This is a genomic window from Nocardia sp. BMG111209 (genome assembly GCF_000381925.1).
In the GTDB taxonomy this organism is placed as follows: domain Bacteria; phylum Actinomycetota; class Actinomycetes; order Mycobacteriales; family Mycobacteriaceae; genus Nocardia.
On sequence record NZ_KB907307.1, the window covers coordinates 3,751,904 to 3,772,191 of the forward strand.

Annotated in this window: 19 protein-coding genes; 12 read left to right on the top strand and 7 right to left on the bottom strand. The window is 70.9% G+C overall.

Annotation, left to right across the window (positions count from 1 at the left end):
• Nucleotides 1-55: 55 nt before the first annotated feature.
• Nucleotides 56-1,966, bottom strand: coding sequence for a nicotinate-nucleotide--dimethylbenzimidazole phosphoribosyltransferase (gene cobT, locus G361_RS0117280; protein WP_019928356.1), 1,911 nt, complete (start codon nt 1,964-1,966; stop codon nt 56-58).
• Nucleotides 1,967-2,057: 91 nt separating this feature from the next.
• Between cobT and G361_RS43900 the strand changes: the two genes are divergently transcribed.
• Nucleotides 2,058-2,852: a class I SAM-dependent methyltransferase gene (locus G361_RS43900; RefSeq protein WP_019928357.1), complete on the top strand. Its 795-nt coding sequence runs from the start codon at nt 2,058-2,060 to the stop codon at nt 2,850-2,852.
• Between the two features lie 203 nt (nt 2,853-3,055).
• Here G361_RS43900 and G361_RS0117290 read toward each other — a convergent pair whose 3' ends face one another.
• Entirely contained in the window at nt 3,056-4,030 is a 975-nt protein-coding gene (locus tag G361_RS0117290; RefSeq protein ID WP_019928358.1) for a helix-turn-helix domain-containing protein, read from the bottom strand.
• A gap of 86 nt (nt 4,031-4,116) precedes the next feature.
• Between G361_RS0117290 and G361_RS49450 the strand changes: the two genes are divergently transcribed.
• Nucleotides 4,117-4,266 (top strand): hypothetical protein, encoded by a 150-nt coding sequence (locus tag G361_RS49450; RefSeq protein WP_019928359.1) that lies wholly within the window; start codon nt 4,117-4,119, stop codon nt 4,264-4,266.
• Between the two features lie 59 nt (nt 4,267-4,325).
• Here G361_RS49450 and G361_RS0117300 read toward each other — a convergent pair whose 3' ends face one another.
• Nucleotides 4,326-4,979 carry a DUF3043 domain-containing protein gene (locus G361_RS0117300; protein WP_019928360.1) on the bottom strand — a complete coding sequence of 218 codons (654 nt, stop codon included), beginning with the start codon at nt 4,977-4,979 and terminating at the stop codon, nt 4,326-4,328.
• A 320-nt stretch (nt 4,980-5,299) separates the two neighbouring features.
• On the opposite strand from G361_RS0117300, the gene G361_RS0117305 reads away from it, so the two are divergent.
• The 3 genes from G361_RS0117305 to G361_RS0117315 all read left to right on the top strand — a co-directional run bounded on the left by G361_RS0117305 (nt 5,300) and on the right by G361_RS0117315 (nt 7,626).
• Nucleotides 5,300-5,656: an iron-sulfur cluster assembly accessory protein gene (locus G361_RS0117305; RefSeq protein ID WP_019928361.1), complete on the top strand. Its 357-nt coding sequence runs from the start codon at nt 5,300-5,302 to the stop codon at nt 5,654-5,656.
• Nucleotides 5,657-5,801: 145 nt separating this feature from the next.
• Complete coding sequence (locus tag G361_RS0117310; RefSeq protein ID WP_019928362.1) at nt 5,802-6,776, top strand: carbohydrate kinase family protein; 975 nt, start codon at nt 5,802-5,804, stop codon at nt 6,774-6,776.
• A 136-nt stretch (nt 6,777-6,912) separates the two neighbouring features.
• Nucleotides 6,913-7,626 (top strand): MBL fold metallo-hydrolase, encoded by a 714-nt coding sequence (locus G361_RS0117315; protein ID WP_019928363.1) that lies wholly within the window; start codon nt 6,913-6,915, stop codon nt 7,624-7,626.
• 44 nt (nt 7,627-7,670) lie between these two features.
• On the opposite strand, the gene G361_RS0117320 is transcribed toward G361_RS0117315, so the two are convergent.
• Together G361_RS0117320 and gcvT are read right to left on the bottom strand one after the other, a co-directional pair.
• Entirely contained in the window at nt 7,671-8,771 is a 1,101-nt protein-coding gene (locus G361_RS0117320) for a branched-chain amino acid aminotransferase (RefSeq protein ID WP_019928364.1), read from the bottom strand.
• Between the two features lie 72 nt (nt 8,772-8,843).
• Nucleotides 8,844-9,944 (bottom strand): glycine cleavage system aminomethyltransferase GcvT, encoded by a 1,101-nt coding sequence (gene gcvT / locus G361_RS0117325; RefSeq protein ID WP_019928365.1) that lies wholly within the window; start codon nt 9,942-9,944, stop codon nt 8,844-8,846.
• A 114-nt stretch (nt 9,945-10,058) separates the two neighbouring features.
• On the opposite strand from gcvT, the gene G361_RS0117330 reads away from it, so the two are divergent.
• The gene (locus G361_RS0117330; protein ID WP_019928366.1) at nt 10,059-11,567 is read left to right on the top strand and encodes a leucyl aminopeptidase; all 1,509 of its coding nucleotides are present in this window, start codon (nt 10,059-10,061) and stop codon (nt 11,565-11,567) included.
• 9 nt (nt 11,568-11,576) lie between these two features.
• Here the strand turns inward: G361_RS0117330 and G361_RS0117335 are convergent, their stop codons facing one another.
• Nucleotides 11,577-11,924, bottom strand: coding sequence for a hypothetical protein (locus G361_RS0117335; RefSeq protein WP_019928367.1), 348 nt, complete (start codon nt 11,922-11,924; stop codon nt 11,577-11,579).
• A 278-nt stretch (nt 11,925-12,202) separates the two neighbouring features.
• On the opposite strand from G361_RS0117335, the gene sucB reads away from it, so the two are divergent.
• The 6 genes from sucB to G361_RS0117365 all read left to right on the top strand — a co-directional run bounded on the left by sucB (nt 12,203) and on the right by G361_RS0117365 (nt 19,707).
• Nucleotides 12,203-14,038, top strand: coding sequence for a 2-oxoglutarate dehydrogenase, E2 component, dihydrolipoamide succinyltransferase (sucB, locus tag G361_RS0117340; protein ID WP_019928368.1), 1,836 nt, complete (start codon nt 12,203-12,205; stop codon nt 14,036-14,038).
• A gap of 90 nt (nt 14,039-14,128) precedes the next feature.
• The gene (locus tag G361_RS43905) at nt 14,129-14,701 is read left to right on the top strand and encodes a GNAT family N-acetyltransferase (protein WP_019928369.1); all 573 of its coding nucleotides are present in this window, start codon (nt 14,129-14,131) and stop codon (nt 14,699-14,701) included.
• Nucleotides 14,702-14,763: 62 nt separating this feature from the next.
• Complete coding sequence (gene lipB, locus G361_RS0117350; protein WP_036495172.1) at nt 14,764-15,501, top strand: lipoyl(octanoyl) transferase LipB; 738 nt, start codon at nt 14,764-14,766, stop codon at nt 15,499-15,501.
• A gap of 21 nt (nt 15,502-15,522) precedes the next feature.
• Nucleotides 15,523-16,566, top strand: a complete 1,044-nt coding sequence (gene lipA / locus G361_RS0117355; protein ID WP_019928371.1) for a lipoyl synthase — start codon at nt 15,523-15,525, stop codon at nt 16,564-16,566.
• 105 nt (nt 16,567-16,671) lie between these two features.
• Nucleotides 16,672-18,885: an elongation factor G-like protein EF-G2 gene (locus G361_RS0117360; RefSeq protein WP_019928372.1), complete on the top strand. Its 2,214-nt coding sequence runs from the start codon at nt 16,672-16,674 to the stop codon at nt 18,883-18,885.
• A gap of 78 nt (nt 18,886-18,963) precedes the next feature.
• Nucleotides 18,964-19,707, top strand: a complete 744-nt coding sequence (locus G361_RS0117365) for a DUF4191 domain-containing protein (protein ID WP_026343150.1) — start codon at nt 18,964-18,966, stop codon at nt 19,705-19,707.
• Nucleotides 19,708-19,761: 54 nt separating this feature from the next.
• Here the strand turns inward: G361_RS0117365 and G361_RS0117370 are convergent, their stop codons facing one another.
• Nucleotides 19,762-20,226: an RDD family protein gene (locus tag G361_RS0117370; protein WP_019928374.1), complete on the bottom strand. Its 465-nt coding sequence runs from the start codon at nt 20,224-20,226 to the stop codon at nt 19,762-19,764.
• Between the last annotated feature and the right edge of the window lie 62 nt (nt 20,227-20,288).

A 20,288-nucleotide genomic window follows, 5' to 3' on the forward strand; every position in this document is an offset into this window, starting at 1 on the left:
CGCGGGTGGCCGGGTGGGGTGGGAGTGGACGGGTGCGGGGGGCACGATGGGGTGGTCAGGAGGTGGCGTCGGCGGTGCTGACGCCGGCGTCGCCGAAGGTGGACATCTCGGACAGGGCGGCGATTGCCGCGCGCAGCAGGGGGAGGGCGGTGAGTGCGCCGGAGCCTTCGCCGAGGCGCATGTCCAGCTCTACCAGCGGCTTCAGGTCGAGTTTGGTCAGGGCCAGGGTGTGGGACGGTTCGGCGGAGCGGTGGCCCGCTACCCACCAGGCCTTCGCGCCGGGGGCGAGCAGATCGGCGACCAGTGCGGCGGCGGTCACCACTACGCCGTCGAGGATCACCGGGGTGCGGCGGGCGGCGGCTTGGGCGAGATAGCCTGCCATGGCGGCGAAGTCGGCGCCGCCGGCCACTCGCAGGAGGGCGACCGGGTCGGTGCGGTGCGGGCGGGCCCGCCACATGGCGTCGCGGATGGCGGCGGCCTTGCGCATCCAGCCCTGGTCGTCGATGCCGGTGCCGCGGCCGATCGCCACCACCGGTTCGGTGCTGGTCAGAACGGCGATGAGAGTTGTTGCGGGGGTGGTGTTCCCGATGCCCATATCGCCTGCGATCAGGAGGTCGGCGCCGCCGTCGATCTCCTCGTCGGCGATCGCGCGACCGGCCGCGAGGGCGGCGTGGGTCTCGGCCTCGGTCAGGGCGTCCTCGCGGTCGATGGCGCCGCTGGATCGGCGGATCTTGTGGGCCGACACGCTCGGATCGGTGTCGGACTCCACCGCGATGTCGACCACGCGGACGGTGGCGCCGGCCAGGCGGGCCAGTGCGTTCACGGCGGCCCCGCCGCCGGTGAAGTTGGCGACCATCTGCGCGGTCACCTCGCTCGGGTATGCCGATACACCGTGCCGGGCGATGCCGTGGTCACCGGCGAACACCACTACGCGGGCACGCTCGAATTGCTTCGGGGGGCATATGCCTTGGCAGGCGGCGATCCAATTGCCCAGCGGTTCCAGGCGGCCCAGCGCACCCGCCGGCTTGGTGAGTTGCAACTGCCGCGCCTCGGCCTGTGCCCGCACCTCGGTGTCCGGTTGTCTGATCAGGCCGAAACTCGGTGCGGCGCTTTCGGTGTAGATGGGGTCGGTGGCGCCGGGGATCGTCGGGGTGCCGGACGTTGCCGCGGATACGGTTGCCGCCGAGCCGTTTTCGGATCGGGCGCTCTGCGCAACATCGGATTCGGTCGCCGCGGCGGCCGCGGTCATCGCCGCTGTGACGGCCTCCGGCGAGATCGGTTCTCCCGCATCCGATCCGGCAACCGGCGCTCCGGGTGCGGCGGCGGAGGGTTGCGCCTCGGCAGGGGGCATCCCCGGACCGGCGCCGGCCACAGCCGAACCGGGCCCAGCGACGGCCGAGTCGGTGCCGCCGACCTCGGTCGCGGTGTCCAATCGGATCGCGCGCCCGGCGACGACGAGGAACACCTCGTCGCACACCGCCGCCACCCGCTGGTTCAGCGTCCCGATCTCGTCCTGGAACAGCCGTCCGGACGCGGTCGCCGGGATCACGCCGAGGCCCACCTCGGGGCTGACCACGATCAGCCGCTGCCGGTAGCCCTCGATCGCCGTCGCCAGCGCGTCGATATCGGGTGCGACCGTCCCCGGCGCCGAATCCCACGCCGCTCGCGCGTCGATTCGTCCGGTCAGCCAGGTGCCCAGGTCGTCGATCAGGGTCACCCGGGCCGGATCCGCGAGCGCGTCGACCGGGTCACCCTCCACCAGGGTCCAATTCGCCGGACGCCGATCTCGATGCGCCGCAATGCGTTCGGTGAATTCGAGATCCGCCGGATCGACCCGCGCGGTCGCGACGTACCGGACCGGCTCGGCCGGGCCCGCCAGTTCCTCGGCGAACGTCGATTTTCCGGACCGCGCCCCGCCGAGAACCAGCGTTCGCAGCGGCCGCCCGCTGGCAGCATCGTTCAACACGCCAGAACGGTACCAACCGACCGTCCGTCCGATACCGCTCACCCGTCCGGCGCGGCCGGTGCGGGCGGGTATCCCTCGGTACGGTCGAGACGTGCTCGACTACGACCGCGAGGCGGCGACCTACGACGCGACCCGTGGGGGCGAGGAACGCGCCGACGCGGCCGCCGCCGCGATCACCACCCTGCTGCCGCCGCGCGCCGCCGTTCTGGTGGACGTCGCCTGCGGTACCGGCATCGTCGGCGCCAGGCTGCGCGGTCCGGGCCGTCGCGTCCTCGGGGTCGACCGTTCGGCCGGGATGCTCGCCCATGCCCGCCCCCGGCTCGACGCCGCGCTGCGTGGTGACGCGGGCCGTCTGCCCCTCGCGGATGCGACCGTGGACGCCGTCACCGTCGTCTGGCTGCTGCATCTGATCCCGGCCGTTCTCGTCACGGCCGCCCTCACGGAGGCTGCCCGGGTCCTGCGTCCGGGTGGCGTCCTGATCACCACGGTGAACAAGACCGCCGCCGACCACATCGCTCCCAGCGACGTGGCGGACATCATCGGCCCCGCGTATGCCGCGCACGCCGGAATCCCTACCGACGACGCGGCCGGGGTGACGACCGTCGCCGGGCACGCCGGCCTGTATCCCGCCGCCGGCACCCGGTACACCGGCCACGGTCAGGGCCGCAGCCCGGCCGACTGGGCCGCCGCCCTCCCCCACTTCCGCTGGACGGACCCCGCGCTCGTCACGCGCCTCCGCGACCGCCTCGCCGCGCTCCCCGCACAGGACCGCCCCCGTCCGGACCCGATATACACGGTGGTCTCGTTCAGGAAATCCGCCCCGGCCACCGGACACTCGGCGCGCGAATTCGGTTCGGGCCCAAGAGGTTCCGATCCGGCGGGATAAGATGCGATCGGCGGCTGATCCGCAAGACGTCCAGAACCTCCGCAGAGCTGGACAGCACACAGGGCCGGCTCGATCCGCACCACCGGTACCCCTTCTCACCGGACTTCGCGTCGAACCGAGCTACCTTCCGAGTTCCATGAACCCGCAAGACGGATCTCCGAGTAGTGGGCGAGCGAATCGGCTCCACCACGGACGCGAAAACCTCAGTGCGGCACCCGAATCCCATCACCGAACCGGCGGCGATACTCGGTCGGGGCGATACCCACCTGACGCTGGAAGTGGTGCCGCAGCAGTGCGGCCGAGCCGAAACCGCTTCGGGTGGCGATGGTTTCGAGGTCCAGGGCGGTGTCCTCGAGCAGGTGCTGTGCTTGCAGGATGCGTTGTGTGGTCAGCCATTTCACCGGGGTGGTGCCGGTTTCGGCGACGAACCGGCGGGCGAAGGTGCGGGTGGACAGGGCCGCGCGGGCGGCGAGATCCTCGACCGTGTGCTGGCGGTCGAGATGTTCGGTCATCCAGGTCAGGATGTCGGCGAGGCTGTCGGCGGGGCGGTCCACGACCGGTCGTTCGATGAACTGGCGCTGGCCGCCGTCGCGCTGCGGCGGCACCACCATCCGGCGGGCGATCCGGTTCGCCGCGGTGCTGCCCAGTTCGCGGCGGACCAGGTGCAGGCAGGCGTCGATGCCGGCGGCGGTGCCGGCGCTGGTGATCAGTGAACCCTCGTCGACGAACAACACATCGGGATCGACGGTCGCCGACGGATAGCGGCGGGCCAGTTGTGCGACGTAGCGCCAGTGGGTCGTGCACTTACGGCCGTCGAGCAGGCCGGCCGCGCCGGCCAGGAAGGCACCGGAACAGACGGTGAGCACGGTCGCGCCGGCCGCCGCGGCGTCGCGTACCGCGTCCACGATCCGGACGTCGAATTCGTGGTCGGCGAGGACCGGGAAGGCGGGAATCGCCACCAGGTCCGCGTCGCGTAATTCGTCCAGACCGTAGGTGGGGGTGATCGCGACACCGGGTGAGGAGGAGGTCAGCGGCCTGCCGGGGTCGGCCCCGCACACCCGGAAGTCGAACGGCGGCAGGCCGTCGTCGCGGCGGTCGAGCCCGAAAACCTCGCAGACCACCCCGAATTCGAACATGGCGACGTTCTCGCTGAGCACCACCGCGACCTTCGACAGCATGGACAGAGTGTACGTGGCGGTATATTTGCGAACAATGTCGTTACTGCCACTGGTGGCGGGAACTGTGTGAGCGAAAAATTACTGCCATGCTCACTATCCTGATCCTCCTGCTGGTCGTGGCGGCGACCGGCGCCTGCCTGGACCACCGCCGCACCGAGACCACCGAAGCCGATCGCGACTCCGCCCGCATCGCGGCGGAACTGCGCGCCATCACCGGACTGCGCGAACACGGGTGAATCGCTCCCACGGCAACAAAAAAGAGGCATCCGCGGCGGATGCCTCTCGTGGTTGCGGGCTAGACGCTCTCGCCCGGATTCACCCGGGGTTTCGGCGCGCGCATCCGGCGGATCTGCGAGGCGCGCACGAAGGCGTACCAGCCCAGCGACAGCGAGGAATCGGACGCGTCCGGGTAGCGTTCCCGCACCCGCTTGTTGATGATGCGGCCGAGTACGACCCCCTCGACCGCCATGAACAGCATCATGACCAGCATGGCGATGGTCACATAACCCTGCACCAGCGGCGTCAGGAACATGGTGAGAATCAACACCAGCGCCAGCGGCATGAACAGGCCGACCAGGTTGCGGCGGGCGTCGACCAGATCGCGGACGTAGGCGCGGACCGGGCCGCGGTCGCGCGGTAAGAGGTATTTGTCCTCACCGGCGAGCATGCGGGCGCGCCGGTCGGCGGCGGCGGCGCGGCGATCCGAGGAGGCCGCCTTGCGCTCGGCGCGGGTGCCGCGAGTGCCCTTGCGGCGGGCCCGCGCTTCCTTGGAGCTCATCGGGGCGGGTGCGATCGGACCGCGGCGGCGGCCCTCGGCTTCACGTCGCTTCGGGGTGGCCCGGCCCTTGCCGGCGGTGGTCGCCGCACCGCGGGCGCTCGCCGGAACGGCCGAGGGCTCTTCGGCGAGGGTGTCGGTGGTGCTGGCGTCGCCGCGGCGGAGGAACTTCACGCGACCAGGCTATTCGATGTCGGCCGAGTCCGGAAATGCGGTCCGGCCTGGGGTTGCCCTTGCAACCGTGTACCTGTTGTTCCACCGCCGGTCACCCGGGGTTCTTCCGCGCACAACGGCCGCAGCCGACAATTCCCCCGGACACGAGGCGCGGTCGCCGATGATTTCGCACGCCGTTTTCGGGGTGCGCGAACACGCGGCGGGCATCCGGGTGGCAAGATTGGAATAGCCGACCGCGAGCCGGCGTTGACGGCAGGCAAGCGTGAGGCGCGCGAGCCGAGCGCTGTTCACGGGTTGAACACGGGTCCTTAGGAGAGTTCATGACTGTGCAGAACGAGACCGCGACCGCCATCCACGGTGTGACTCTGACCGAGGCTGCCGCCGGTAAGGCGAAGGCGCTGCTCGATCAGGAGGGTCGCGACGATCTGGCGCTGCGGATCGCCGTGCAGCCGGGTGGTTGCGCGGGACTGCGTTACCAGCTCTTCTTCGACGATCGCGCCCTCGACGGCGACCTGGTCGTCGAATTCGGTGGCGTGAACCTGGTCGTCGACCGGATGAGCGCTCCGTATGTGCAGGGCGCGGCGATCGACTTCGTCGACACCATCGAGAAGCAGGGTTTCACCATCGACAACCCGAACGCCACCGGCTCCTGCGCCTGCGGCGACAGCTTCAACTGAGATTTCCCCCACAGCGCGGGTCCCGACCACGGACCCGCGCTGTTCGTGCGCCCGTCGGTCTTACTTCCTGGGATGCGTACGCGGTACGCTGAGTCGGACAAGCCTTCAGGCTGATCTCGCCTCGACACACTAAGGACCGACCTTCGTGACCATCGCTGTGTCCGCATCGATTGCGACCGACAATCTGATGCGCTTCCCCGGAAAGTTCTCCGATGTGCTGCTGGCCGACCAGCTGGAGCATGTCTCGCTGAGTTTCCTGGTCGATGATCTGGTGATCCGCCGCGGCGGTGTGGCCGGCAACATCGCGTTCGCCATGGGTCTGCTCGGCCGTACCCCCCTGCTCGTCGGCGCGGTCGGCCCGGACTTCGCGGAATACCGCGGCTGGCTCGAGGAGCACGGCGTCGACTGTTCGACCGTGCGGACGTCCGCGACCGCGCAGACCGCCCGATTCGTGTGCACCACCGACGAGACGATGGCGCAGATCGCCTCGTTCTACCCCGGTGCGATGAGCGAGGCCCGCGAGATCTCCATCGCCGAACTGGCCGCGGATCGCACGCTCGAGCTGGTGCTGATCGGCGCCAACGATCCCGAGGCCATGGCCCGGCACACCGCCGAATGCCGCGAGCTTGGGATCCCGTTCGCCGCCGACCCCTCGCAGCAGCTGGCCCTCATCGACGGTGCGCAGGCGCTGCGGCTGATCGACGGCGCCGCCTACCTGTTCACCAACGAGTACGAGTGGGGCCTGCTGCTGCAGAAGACCGGCCTCAGCCCCGAGGAGATCGGCCGCCACGTCGGCATCCGGGTCACCACGCTGGGCGCCAAGGGTGTGCAGATCGTCGATACCGACGGCATCGAGGTGTACGTCGAGGTGGTGCCCGAACTGGGCAAGGTGGATCCGACCGGGGTCGGCGACGCCTTCCGGGCCGGTTTCCTCACCGGGCACACCGCTGGCCTGAGCCTGGAGCGCTCCGCGCAGCTGGGTTCGCTGGTCGCCGTGCTGGTGCTGGAGACCACCGGAACCCAGGAGTGGCAGCTCGACCCGCGGACCGCCCTGGACCGCATCGGCGCTGCCTACGGACCGGATGCGGCCACCGATATCGCCGCCGTCCTGGGCTGGTAGCCGACCGGACGCCGGAGCAGGATTCGCCCGCGCTTTTCCTGTAACCGCGATTCTCCCTATCAATGGGCCTGGACGCGGTGAGAAGTCACATGACCGGGCGTGAAGTCTATTGACACACAGACAATAGGGTGGGTGTATGGGATCCGACCGCTTGTATTTCCGTCAGCTCCTCGCCGGCCGCGACTGGGCCGTGGGCGATCCGATCGCCACCCAGATGCGCAACTTCGCCTACCTCATCGGTGACCGGGAGACCGGCGAATGTGTGGTGGTCGATCCGGCGTACGCGGCGGGCGATCTCGTCGACCTCGTCGAGGCGGACGGACTGCGGCTGACCGGTGTGCTGGCCACCCATCACCATCCGGATCACGTCGGCGGCACGATGCTCGGATTCACCCTGCGCGGCGTGCGGGAACTGCTGGAACGGGTGCAGGTGCCGGTGCACGTGCAGCGGGAGGAGCTGTCCTGGGTGGCGAACGTCACCGGAATCGCGCCCGGCGAGCTGACCGGTCACGATCACGGCGATATCGTCACCGTCGGAGCCCTGGACATCGAACTGCTGCACACGCCCGGTCACACGCCCGGCAGCCAGTGCTTCCTGGTGGCCGACCGGCTGGTGGCCGGCGACACGCTGTTCGTCGACGGCTGCGGCCGGACCGATTTCCCCGGCGGCGACTCCGACGCGATGTTCCGCAGCCTGCGGTATCTGGCGGATCTGAAGGGTGATCCGGTGGTGTATCCGGGGCACTGGTATTCCCAGGAACCCAATGCCGCGCTGTCCCAGGTCCGCGACAGCAATTACGTGATGCGGCCGCAGACCCTGGACCAGTGGCACGCGCTGATGCCGGGCTGAAATCGCCGGCGGGCCGCGGCCATCGCGGCGGCCTGGCACGCCCGTCAGGCCAGGGTGCGCAGCCAGCCGTGGTTGTCGGCGAAGGTGCCGCGCTGGATTCCGGTCAGGGTGTCGCGCAGGGCCATGGTGACCTCGCCCGGCTCGCCGGTGCCGATGGTGAACTCGCCGTCCTCCGACCGCACCGAGGCAACCGGGATCACGACGGCGGCGGTACCGCAGCCGAAGACCTCGGTGATCGCACCGGATTCGGCCCCCTCGCGCAGCTCTTCCACCGAGATCTTGCGCTCCTCCACCTGATAGCCGGAATCGGCGGCCAGGGTGATCAGCGAATCGCGGGTGATGCCGGGTAGCAGCGAGCCGGACAGTTCCGGGGTGACCAGCCGGGCCTCGGAACCCGCGCCGAATACGAAGAACAGGTTGTTGGTACCCATCTCCTCGATGTAGCGATGCTCACAGGCGTCGAGCCAGACGACCTGGTCACAGCCCTTGTCGGCGGCCTGCCTCTGGGCCAGCAGCGAGGCGGCGTAGTTACCGGCGGCCTTCGCCTCGCCGGTGCCGCCGGGCGCGGCCCGCACGAATTCGGTGGACAGCCACACCCGCACCGGCTTGAGCCCACGCGGGAAGTACGCACCCGCCGGCGAGGCCAGCAGCATGTACTTGTACGCCTCGGCCGGCTTCACGCCCAGGCCGACCTCGGTGGAGAACACGAACGGGCGAAGGTACAGCGACTCCTCGCCGCCCGCGGCGGGCACCCAGTCGGCGTCCACCTCGAGCAGCTGCCGCACCGATTCGACGAACAGTTCCTCCGGCAGTTCGGCCATTGCCATCCGGCGGGCCGAGCGCCGCAGCCGCGCGGCGTTGGCGTCGACGCGGAAGGTCGCGATGCTGCCGTCGGCCTGCCGGTACGCCTTGAGGCCCTCGAAAATCGCCTGACCGTAGTGGAACACCATGGTCGCCGGGTCCATCGCCACCGGTCCGTACGGCTCCACCCGGGCGTTGGCCCACTGCCCGTCGGCGTACTCGATGGTCACCATGTGATCGGTGAAGTACCGGCCGAAACCGGGCTCCGCGAGTATCTCCTGTCGCCGCTGCGCCGGAACGGGCGCGGGATGCGGAACACGGACGAACTGCGCGGCGACTGTCATGCCTGGAATCCTAGAACGGCCCGCTCACCCGCCGACAGCGTGGTACGAGCAAATTCCGCCCCGGACGCACCGTCAGGAGGTGTGCGGGGTGACGAACGGCGGCCGGACGACCTCCGCGCGCAGCCGGCGGCCGCGGACGTCGACCTCCACCTCGGCACCGGGTTCCAGGCCCGCGGCGGTATCGAGCAGGGCCAGTGCGATACCGGCCTCCAGGCTGGGTGAGAAGGTGCCGGAGGTGGTCTCGCCGACGACGTCGCCGCCGCGCAGGACGGTCTGGCCGCCGCGCAGGACGCCGCGATCGATCGCCCTGAGGCCCATCAGGATTCGGCGCGGTCCGGCCGACTTCTCCTGTTCCAGTGCGGCTTTGCCCCAGAACTGCGGCTTCTTCCAGCCCACGGCCCACCCGGCGCGTGCCTGCACCGGCGAGATGTCCGCGGACAACTCGTGCCCGTGCAGCGGATAGCCCATCTCGGTGCGCAGGGTGTCGCGGGCGCCGAGCCCGGCGGGCAGGCCGCCGACGGCGGTGACCTCCGCCAGCAGCGCCCGGAACAGCGGTTCCGCCTCGGCCCAGCGCGGCAGCAGTTCGTAGCCGTGCTCACCGGTGTATCCGGTGCGGCACACCCGGACCGGGGAGCCGTGCCGATCCGCGTCGGCGTAGGCCATGTACTCCATATCGGCGGGCAGGCCGAGGGCCGCGAGCACGTCGGCCGAGCGCGGGCCCTGCACCGCGAACACCGCGTAGTCGCGATGCAGGTCCGTCACGGTGACATCGGCGGGCGCGGCCGCGGCCAGCGCGGCGACCACCGCGGGGGTGTTGGCGGCGTTGGGTACCAGGAAGATCTCGTCGTCGGCGACGTAGTAGGCGATCAGATCGTCGACGACACCGCCGGCCTCGGTGCAGCACAGCGTGTATTGCGCCTTGCCCGGCCGGATCCGGTGCAGATCGTTGGTCAGGGCGGCGTTCACGAATTCCGCGGCCCCCGGCCCGCGCACCACCGCCTTGCCCAGATGGCTGACGTCGAACAGCCCGGCCGCGGACCGCACCGCGAGATGCTCGCGCACGGTACCGCCGTACTGGACCGGCATCTCCCATCCCCCGAACGGCGCGAATTTCGCGCCGAGCTCCGCGTGGACGGCGTGGATGGGGCCTTGCAGCAGCTGGGAGTCGCTCACCCGCCGGAGCTTACTGCGGCGGGGGCCGCTCGCGGGTCCACCGGTGCCGACACGTGATTCCGCGGGTGAGCGCCGGAAGGACGGGACGGGGTGGGCGACAGTAGCCTTGGGCGCATGACAGCTGTTGCAGATCGTTCGCTCGGACCGGAACTCGCGCGCATCACCGACATCGGGACGGACACCGATGTTCTCGTGATCGGACTCGTCATCACGGAGGACGGCCCCGCGCTCGCGCCGGCCGACGCCTTCGGCGATGTGCTCGGCGCGGAGGTCCGCGAATCCCTGCTGCAGCAGCTGCGCGCGGTCGGCGCGAAGGGTAAGCCCGAGGAGCTGACCCGGATTCCGGCGCCGGCCGGGCTGCCGGTCACCAGCGTGCTGGCCGTCGGTCTCGGCGCGGCCGAGAAGGTCGACGCCGAGCAGGTCCGCAAGTCGGCCGGCGTGGCCGGGCGGGCGCTGGCCGGGATCGGCACCGCCGCCACCACGCTGTCCGGACTGGATCTCGGCGCGGCGGCGGAGGGCTTCTATCTCGGCGCCTACACCTTCACCCCGTTCAAGTCGGACAAATCCGCGCCGAAGCCGGACGAGCAGCGCGTCCAGCGGGTCGAATTCCTGGTCCCCGCACCGGATTCCGGTGAGCAGGAGCTGTTCCGGGCCCAGGCGGTGGCCGAGGCCGTCGCCACCGCACGCGATTTCGTCAACACCCCGCCGAACCGGCTCTACCCGGCCGAATTCGCCGCGCGCGCAGCCGAACTGGCCACCGCGGCCGGTCTCGAGGTCGAGGTGCTCGACGAGAAGACGTTGGCGGACAACGGTTTCGGCGGCATCGTCGGCGTCGGCCAGGGCTCCTCGCGGCCGCCGCGGCTGGTCCGCATCACCTACGCCGGCGGCCCGAAGAAGGTGGCGCTGATCGGCAAGGGCATCACCTTCGACACCGGCGGCATCTCGATCAAGCCGGCCGCGAACATGGAGAACATGACCTCCGATATGGCGGGCGCCGCGGCGGTCATCGCGACCACGCTGCTCGCGGCCCGGCTGGGGCTGCCGGTCACCGTCACCGCCACCGTGCCGATGGCCGAGAACATGCCGTCGGACACCGCACAGCGGCCCGGTGACGTCATCACCCAGTACGGCGGCATCACCGTCGAGGTGATCAACACCGACGCCGAGGGCCGGCTGATCCTCGCCGACGCCATCGTCCGCGCGGGCGAGGACTCCCCCGACTACCTGATCGACGTGGCCACCCTGACCGGCGCGCAGCTGGTCGCGCTCGGCGCCCGCACCCCGGGCGTGATGGGCACCGAGGAGTTCCGCGACCGGGTCGCGCGGCTGTCCCAGGCCGCCGGCGAGAACGGCTGGGCGATGCCGCTGCCGGCCGAGCTGCGGCCCGACCTGAACTCGAAGGTCGCCGACCTCGCCAACGTCTCGCCGCACCGCAACGGCGGCATGCTGGTGGCCGGGCTGTACCTCAAGGAGTTCGTGCCCGAGGGCGTGCAGTGGGCCCACCTCGACGTCGCCGGCCCGGCGTACAACACCGGCGGGCCGTACGGCTACGTCGGCAAGGGTGGTACGGGCGTACCGGTTCGCACCCTGATCGCGGTACTGGACGACATCGCCGCCGAATAGGCCCGCGGCCTACCGGTGATCGCGCAGATCGTCCTCGACGGCTCGCCGACGTTCGATGCGCCGGCGAGCGTCGAAATCCCGCATCCGCTGCGGATATCCGGTGCGCCGCACGTCGTAGACGGGGATCTGCAGGCGGCTCGACAATCGCTGCGCGCCACGCTCCCCCACGACGCGCCGCGTCCACTCACCGTCGGCCGCCACCAGCACCACGGTGACATCGGTCACCGTGGTGCGGGGCTCGACGTACGCCTCCACGCCGGGATGCCCACGCACCCAATCGGCCAGATACCGCGCGTCGGCGGTATCCGGACCGCCGGCGCCCCGCACCGATCGGCGGAAACGATCGAGCATGCCCATCCCCGCCCCACCTCCTTCTCCGGACACCGGAACACTCACACCCGGTTCATCGATACTGCCAGCGGCGGAGTTTCGGTGCCGCCGCCGAAACACCGCCGCCCTGTGGTAAGCCCCCGCCGGGCGAGTGCAAGGATGGAACACCGGAAACAACGAACCCACACGGATCTCCGGTGCCACGCAGAACGTTCGGTGGCGTGGGACATTCATCGCGACCGCGGTGGGCGCCCGCCAGAGACAACTGTTGTAGACCCGTCGAGCAGTTATAGGAGTCAACGGACATGGCCTTCTCCGTCCAGATGCCGGCCCTCGGTGAGAGCGTCACCGAGGGCACTGTGACCAGGTGGCTGAAGCAGGAAGGAGACACGGTCGAGGTCGACGAGCCCCTGCTCGAGGTGTCCACCGACAAGGTCGACACCGAAATCCCCGCACCCGCCGCCGGTGTCCTGTCCCGCATCGTGGCCCAGGAGGACGACGTCGTCGAGGTCGGCGGCGAACTGGGCGTGATCAGCGCGGCCGGCGAGGCCCCCGCATCCGCTCCGGCCCCGGCCCCTGCCGCCGCCGAACCCGCACCCGCACCGGCCCCCGCGCCCGCCGCCGAATCCGCTCCGGCGCCCGCACCGCAGGCCGCCGCTCCGGCGCCCGCCGCCCCTGCCGCCTCCGCCGCTTCCGGTACTCCGGTGAAGATGCCCGAGCTCGGTGAGTCCGTCACGGAGGGCACCGTCACCCGCTGGCTGAAGCAGGTCGGCGATCAGGTCGCCGTCGACGAGCCGCTGCTCGAGGTCTCCACCGACAAGGTCGACACCGAGATCCCGTCGCCGGTTGCCGGCACGCTGCTGGAGATCAGCGCGAACGAGGACGACGTCGTCGCGGTCGGCGGTCAACTCGGGGTGATCGGCAGCGGATCGCCCGCCGCCGCACCGGCTCCCGCGCCTGCTCCGGCACCCGCCCCGGCTGCTCCGGCACCCGCGCCCGCCCCGGCTCCTGCACCCGCCCCGGCACCCGCGGCCGCTGCGCCCGCCCCGGCACCCGCGGCCGCTGCGCCCGCCCCGGCCCCGGCACCGGCTGCTCCCGCACCTGCCTCTGCCCCGGCACCGGCACCCGCACCCGCGTCCGCTCCGGCGCACGCCGCACCCGAGCCCGCCTCGAACGGCGACTCCCCCTACGTCACCCCGCTGGTCCGGAAACTGGCCGCGGAGAACAACGTCGACCTGGCAGCCGTGAAGGGTTCCGGTGTCGGCGGCCGCATCCGCAAGCAGGACGTGCTGGCCGCCGCCGAGGCGAACAAGGCCCCGGAGCCCGCTCCGGCCGCCGCCCCCGCCGCGCCGGCCCCGGCCGCCAAGGCGCCGGTCGCCGCCTCCGCCGCACCCGCCGGTGTCCGCCCCGAGTTGCAGCACCTGCGCGGCACGGTCCAGAAGGCCAGCCGGATCCGGCAGATCACCGCCGTCAAGACCCGCGAATCCTTGCAGACCACCGCGCAGCTGACCCAGACCCACGAGGTCGACGTCACCAAGATCGCCGCGCTGCGCGGCCGGGCCAAGGACGCGTTCAAGGACCGCGAGGGCGTCAACCTGACCTTCCTGCCGTTCTTCGCGAAGGCCGCGGTCGAGGCGCTGGGTGTGCACCCGAACGTCAACGCGTCCTACAACGAGGACACCAAGGAGATCACCTACCACTCGGCGGTCCACCTCGGTATCGCGGTCGACACCGAGCAGGGCCTGCTGTCGCCGGTCGTGCACAACGCCAGCGACCTGTCACTGGCCGGCCTGGCCCGCGCGATCGCCGATATCGCCAACCGTGCCCGCAACGGCGGCCTCAAGCCCGACGAGTTGGCCGGCGGCACCTTCACCATCACCAACATCGGCAGCCAGGGTGCGCTGTTCGACACCCCGATCCTGCTGCCGCCGCAGTCGGCGATGCTGGGCACCGGCGCGATCGTGCGGCGTCCGATGGTGGTCGCGGACAACGGCAACGAGTTCATCGGCATCCGCTCGATGTGCTACCTGCCGCTGACCTACGACCACCGCCTGATCGACGGCGCCGACGCCGGCCGCTTCCTCACCACCATCCGGCACCGGCTGGAGGAAGCCGCGTTCGAGGCCGATCTCGGTCTGTAACAAGAAGATTCGCGGCGGCGCACCGGGCGGTCCAGCCCGGTGCGCCGCCGGTGTGCAGTACCACCGCGCCAGGCCGTTACGCTGCTGTCGATGAGCACGGACAAGACCCCGGCGGTGATCCGGGACGCGCGCGAGGCGGATCTGCCGGAGATCCTGGCGATCCACAACGACAACATCGCGGTCTCGACGGCGATCTGGGACGACGAACAGGTCGGGCTCGACGAGCGGCTGGCCTGGTGGAAGTCGCGGACCGCGGCCGGACATCCGATACTGGTCGCCGAGGTCGACGGTCGTGTCGCGGGATATGCCTCCTACGGCCAGTTCCGGCCGAAGATCGGTTACCGGTACTGCGTCGAGAATTCGGTGTACGTCGCCGACGCCTACCACCGCCGCGGTATCGCGAGCGCGCTGCTGACCGAACTCGTTGCGCGAGCGCGCCGCTCGGGCACGGTGCACACGGTGGTCGCCGCGATCGAATCCACCAACACCGTCTCGATCACCCTGCACGAGAAGTTCGGTTTCCGGACCGTGGGCGAGATGCCGCAGGTGGGATGGAAATTCGGCCGCTGGCTGGATCTGACGCTGATGCAGCTGACCGTGCCCATGCCGTCCGGCCCCCCGGCGCCGGAATCGCACGACATTCGCGTACCGTCTGGTTCGTGACCGAGCTGACCGCCCTCGGCAAACCCGCTGGGCACCGGACCGACACCCCGCCGTCGCCGGTGATCCCGGCCGGTCGGCGCGCGACCGCATCCGCCCGCTTCGACGACACCCCGCTGCTGGTCCGCGATCTCGGGCTGGTCGACTATCACCGGGCCTGGGATCTGCAGCGCGAGATCGCCGGCGAGCGCGCCGACGGCCTGGGTCGGGATCGGCTGCTGCTGCTGGAACACCCCTCGGTGTTCACCGCCGGAAAGCGCACCGAACCGGACGATCTGCCCATCGACGGCAGTCCGGTGGTCCGGGTCGACCGCGGCGGGAAGATCACCTGGCACGGCCCGGGGCAACTGGTCGGCTACCCGATCGTGCGGCTGGCCGAACCGGTCGACATCGTCGATTACGTACGACGGCTGGAAGAGGCGTTGATCACGGTGTGCACCGGGCTCGGCGTCGGGTGCGGCCGGGTCGAGGGCCGGTCCGGGGTGTGGCTGCCCGCCGGGCCCGCCGCGCCACAGCGCAAGGTCGCCGCCATCGGGGTGCGGGTGCAGCGCGGCGTCGCCCTGCACGGACTGTCGCTGAACTGCAATTCCGTGATGGACGGGTTCGAGGCGATCGTGCCGTGCGGTATCCGCGACGCCGGTGTCACCACCCTCACCCGGGAGCTGGGCCGGGAGGTCACGGTGGCCGAGCTGAAGCCGCTGGTGGCCACCGCCGTCCGGCGCGCGCTCGACGGCGAGCTGCCGGTCACCGACCGTCCCGTCGCGCCGGTCACACCCCCGGACGCGCGCGCCGGCGACCGATGATCACGGCGTAGCATCGGTTCGGTGACCTCCGTCGACACCCCGGCAACCCCTCCTGCGTCCGCTGCACCCAACGGCCGCAAACTGCTTCGCATCGAGGCCCGCAACGCGCAGACCCCGATCGAACGCAAGCCGTCCTGGATCCGCACCCGCGCGACCATGGGCCCCGAGTACACCGAACTCAAGGGCCTGGTGAAACGCGAAGGGCTGCACACGGTCTGCGAGGAGGCCGGCTGCCCGAACATCTTCGAATGCTGGGAGGACCGCGAGGCCACCTTCCTCATCGGTGGTGAACAGTGCACCCGCCGCTGCGACTTCTGCCAGATCGACACCGGCAAGCCCGCCGAACTCGATCGCGACGAACCGCGCCGGGTCGCCGAGAGCGTGCAGGCGATGGGCCTGCGCTACTCCACCATCACCGGCGTGGCCCGCGACGATCTGCCCGACGGCGGCGCCTGGCTGTACGCGGAGACCGTGCGGGCCATCAAGGCGCTCAACCCGAATACCGGTGTGGAACTGCTGATCCCCGATTTCAACGCCGAGCCGGAGCAGCTGGCCGAGGTGTTCGCCGCCCGCCCGGAGGTGCTCGCGCACAATCTGGAGACGGTGCCGCGCATCTTCAAGCGGATCCGCCCGGCGTTCCGCTACGAGCGGTCGCTGGCCGTGCTGACCGCGGCCCGCGCGGCGGGCCTGGTCACCAAGTCCAATCTGATCCTGGGCATGGGCGAGACCCCGGAGGAGGTCACCCAGGCCATGCGCGACCTGCACGAGGCCGGATGCGACATCCTCACGATCACCCAGTACCTGCGGCCGTCGCCGCGGCACCACCCGGTCGACCGCTGGGTCAAGCCGGAGGAGTTCGTCGAGCACTCCCGCGTCGCCACCGAACTCGGTTTCGCCGGCGTGATGGCCGGGCCGCTGGTCCGCTCCTCCTACCGCGCGGGCCGACTCTACGCGCAGGCGATGGCCCACCACGGCCGCCCGATCGCCCCGGAGATGGCCCATCTGGCCGCGGAGGGCTCCGCCGCACAGGAGGCCACCTCGGTGCTCGCCCGCTTCGGCAAGTGATCCCTTGCACCCCGTCGACCTGCGGTAATCGCACGAACAGCTGACATCCGGTGGTCCGGAGTGGGAAGCTCGGGTTAACCACCCGTGTCGACTTCGGGAGCGCACATGGTCGAGAAGGCGAGCAACGGGGCCGCCGACGGCAGAGCGGCGGCCAACGGTAAGACGGTGATCGCGGAGCGTCCGGCCGACATCCGGAACGTGGCGCTGGTCGGTCACAGCGGTTCGGGCAAGACCACGCTGGTGGAGGCCCTGGCCGTCGCCACCGGTGCGGTGCTCCGGGCCGGGCGGGTCGAGGACGGCACCAGCGTCTCCGACTACGACGACATCGAACAGCGGCAGCATCGATCCGTCCAGCTGTCGGTGGTGCCGCTCGGCTGGGACGGCATCAAGATAAATCTCCTGGACACACCCGGCTACGCCGATTTCGTCGGGGAGTTGCGGGCCGGGCTGCGCGCCGCGGACGCGGCCCTGTTCGTCGTCTCGGCCGCGGCGGGCGCCGCCGGTGTCACCGGGCCGACGACGACGCTGTGGGCGGAGTGCGCGGCCGTCGGGATGCCGCGCGCGCTGATCATCACCCATCTGGACGCCACCCGCGCCGACTTCGACGAGATGGTCGAGACCTGCCGCGCGATCCTCGGCGGCGGCGCGGCCGAGACCATGCTGCCGCTGCACCTGCCGGTCTACGGCCCACCCGGCGGCGACGGTCACCGGCCGGTCACCGGCCTGATCGACCTGCTCACCCGGCAGGTCTTCGACTATTCCGCCGGCACGCACACCCGCACCGAGCCGACCGCCGGCCAGTCGGAACTGATCGAATCGGCCCGCGGCCGGCTGATCGAGGGGATCATCGCCGAGAGCGAGGACGAGACCCTGATGGACCGGTATCTCGCCGGTGCGGAGATCGACCCGGCGACCCTGCTCGCCGATCTGGAGCGCGCGGTCGCGCGCGGCAGTTTCCACCCGATCCTGATCGCGGCCCCGCCGCCGGGCGAGGGCCGGGAGGGTCTCGGCACGGTCGAACTGCTGGACCTGATCACCCGCGGCTTCCCCACCCCCGCCGAACACGCCGTGTCGGCCGCGGCCCCCGGCGGTCCGGCCGCGGTGCTGGCCTGCGATCCGGCCGCGCCGCTGGCCGCCGAGGTGATCCGCACCGCCTCCGATCCGTACGTCGGCCGGGTATCGCTGGTCCGGGTGTTCTCCGGCACCCTGCACGCGGACGAGACCGTCCACGTCTGCGGCCGCCACGACGCGGACCACGACCGCGATCACGACGTCGACGAACGCATCGGCGCCGTCTCGGCCCCCTTCGGCAGGCAGCAGCGGCCGGTGGGCCGGGCCATCGCCGGCGATATCGCCTGCCTCACCAAACTCGGGCACGCCGAGACCGGGGACACCCTGTCCGGCAAGGATTCCCCGTTGCTGATCGAGCCGTGGCCGCTGCCGCGTCCGCTGCTGCCGGTCGCGATCCGGGCCCACGGCAAGACCGACGAGGACAAACTGTCCCAGGGCCTGGCCCGGCTGATCGCCGAGGATCCGACGCTGCACCCGGAACAGAACGGCCACACCCACCAGCTGGTGCTGTGGTGCCTGGGCGAGGCCCACCGCGATGTCGCCCTGGAACGCCTGCGGTCCCGGTTCGGCGTCGCGGTCGACGTCGTCGAGTACGAGGTGGCGCTGCGGGAGACCTTCGCGACCAGCGGATCCGGCCGCGGCCGGCACGTCAAACAGTCCGGCGGGCACGGCCAGTACGCCGTGTGCGAGATCACGGTGGAACCGCTGCCGGAGGGTTCCGGGATCGAATTCGTCGACAAGGTGGTCGGTGGCGTGGTGCCGCGGCAGTTCATCCCGGCCGTGGAGAAGGGGGTGCGGGCCCAGGCCGCGCGCGGCGTGGTGGCCGGTCATCCCCTGGTCGACGTGCGGGTGACGCTGTACGACGGCAAGGCGCATTCGGTCGACTCGTCGGACGCCGCCTTCCAGACCGCCGGCGCGCTGGCGTTGCGGGAGGCCGCGGCGGCCGCGCGGATCAGCCTGCTGGAACCGATCGCCGAGGTGCGGGTCACCGTGGCCGACGATCATGTCGGCACCGTGCTCGGCGATCTGTCCGCGCGCCGCGGCCGGGTGCTCGGCACCGAACCGGCGGCCGCCCGGCGCACCGAGATCCGTGCGGAGGTCCCGGAACTGGAACTGTCCCGGTACGCCGTCGACCTGCGCTCGCTGGCGCACGGCGACGCCGGGTTCACCCGCGACTACGTCCGGCACGAACCGATGCCCGCCCAGGTGGCCGAGGCCCTGCGCAAGGCGGCCGCGGCGGCCACCTGACCGCGGCGCGCGATCGTGCCCGGTGCCGGAGAGATCCGGTTGCGCCGCCACCGGGGGCCGCGCACTATCCTGAGAAATATGGCAGCAGGTAAGGACGGTAAGCCGTCGAAGGAAGCGAAAGCCGCGGCGAGAGCGGCCCGCAGACAGGCGTCGAAGGAGCGTCGCCGCCAGATATGGCAGGCGTTCCAGATGCAGCGCAAAGAGGACAAGCTGCTGCTGCCCCTGTTGATCGGCGCGCTGGTCGGGGTCACCGTCGTGGCCTTCCTCATCGGCCTGCTGTTCCACCTGGAGTGGGCCCTCCTGCCGTTCGGCCTGATCCTGGGCGGTCTGCTCGCGTTCTTCATCTTCGGCCAGCGGGTGCAGAAGAGCGTCTACGCGAAGGCCGAGGGGCAGGCCGGCGCGGCCGCGTGGGTACTGGACAATCTGCGGGGCAAGTGGCGGGTCACCCAGGGTGTGGCCGCGACGACCCAGCTGGACGCCGTGCACCGGGTGATCGGACTGCCGGGCATCGTCCTGGTCGCGGAGGGCTCACCGCAGCGGCTCAAGTCGCTGCTCGCGCAGGAGAAGAAGAAGACGTCCCGGCTGGTGGGCGACACGCCCATCTACGACGTCATCATCGGCAACGAGGACGGCCAGGTCCCGCTGAAGAGTCTGCAGCGCTACCTCACCAAACTCCCGCGCAACATCGACGACAAGCGCATGGATCAGATCGAGAGCCGGATGTCGGCGCTGGCCACCCGTGGCGGCCCGGCGATGCCGAAGGGCCCGCTGCCCGCCGGCGCGAAGATGCGCTCGGTGCAGCGCACAATCCGCCGGCGCTGAGCTGGACAGAAAGGGCCGAACGGATTCCGTTCGGCCCTTTTCCGTCCAGGCTGCTCAGCGGGAGTGCACCAGGGCGGTGCCGGTGGCCCGGTCGTGCATGCCGCGGCCGTCGGCGTCGGTGAACAGCGCCGGGATCACGAAGATCAGCAGCACCTGCCGGGCCACGGCCCGCACGATGCCGACGCCGCCGGTGGAGTCGATGCGGATCGTGCGCAGGCGCAGGAAGTATTGCCCCGGGGTGAAGCCGAACAGCACGACCGTCCCGACCCCGATGACGAACCACACCACCAGCGTCAGCGTGTTCAGCGAGCCGTTGTGACCGTGCAGGATCAGCGCGGTGATGCCCAGCGCGATGAACCAGTCGACGAACAGCGCCACGATCCGCCGCGCCATCCCGGCCAGCGAGCCGGCGCCCGTCTTCGGCAGTCCCAGCAGCTCGCCCGGATACTCCGCCGTCCGTGCGTCGTCCGGATCGGCCGCGTTCGGCCCGGACAGCCAGGAACCGGTAATTCGTGCCATGAATCCAGACTAGCGACGGCGGCGGGTGCGCCGGGCGGCCGGGATCGCACCCGCGCGCATCC

Excerpts from the sequence above, each read along its gene's own strand:
- G361_RS0117290 (WP_019928358.1), bottom strand. The coding sequence starts at position 4,030 with ATGCTGTCGAAGGTCGCGGTGGTGCTCAGCGAGAACGTCGCCATGTTC.
- G361_RS49450 (WP_019928359.1), top strand. The coding sequence starts at position 4,117 with ATGCTCACTATCCTGATCCTCCTGCTGGTCGTGGCGGCGACCGGCGCC.
- G361_RS0117305 (WP_019928361.1), top strand. The coding sequence starts at position 5,300 with ATGACTGTGCAGAACGAGACCGCGACCGCCATCCACGGTGTGACTCTG.
- G361_RS0117315 (WP_019928363.1), top strand. The coding sequence starts at position 6,913 with ATGGGATCCGACCGCTTGTATTTCCGTCAGCTCCTCGCCGGCCGCGAC.
- G361_RS0117320 (WP_019928364.1), bottom strand. The coding sequence starts at position 8,771 with ATGACAGTCGCCGCGCAGTTCGTCCGTGTTCCGCATCCCGCGCCCGTT.
- G361_RS0117330 (WP_019928366.1), top strand. The coding sequence starts at position 10,059 with ATGACAGCTGTTGCAGATCGTTCGCTCGGACCGGAACTCGCGCGCATC.
- G361_RS0117335 (WP_019928367.1), bottom strand. The coding sequence starts at position 11,924 with ATGGGCATGCTCGATCGTTTCCGCCGATCGGTGCGGGGCGCCGGCGGT.
- sucB (WP_019928368.1), top strand. The coding sequence starts at position 12,203 with ATGGCCTTCTCCGTCCAGATGCCGGCCCTCGGTGAGAGCGTCACCGAG.
- G361_RS43905 (WP_019928369.1), top strand. The coding sequence starts at position 14,129 with ATGAGCACGGACAAGACCCCGGCGGTGATCCGGGACGCGCGCGAGGCG.
- G361_RS0117360 (WP_019928372.1), top strand. The coding sequence starts at position 16,672 with ATGGTCGAGAAGGCGAGCAACGGGGCCGCCGACGGCAGAGCGGCGGCC.
- G361_RS0117365 (WP_026343150.1), top strand. The coding sequence starts at position 18,964 with ATGGCAGCAGGTAAGGACGGTAAGCCGTCGAAGGAAGCGAAAGCCGCG.
- G361_RS0117370 (WP_019928374.1), bottom strand. The coding sequence starts at position 20,226 with ATGGCACGAATTACCGGTTCCTGGCTGTCCGGGCCGAACGCGGCCGAT.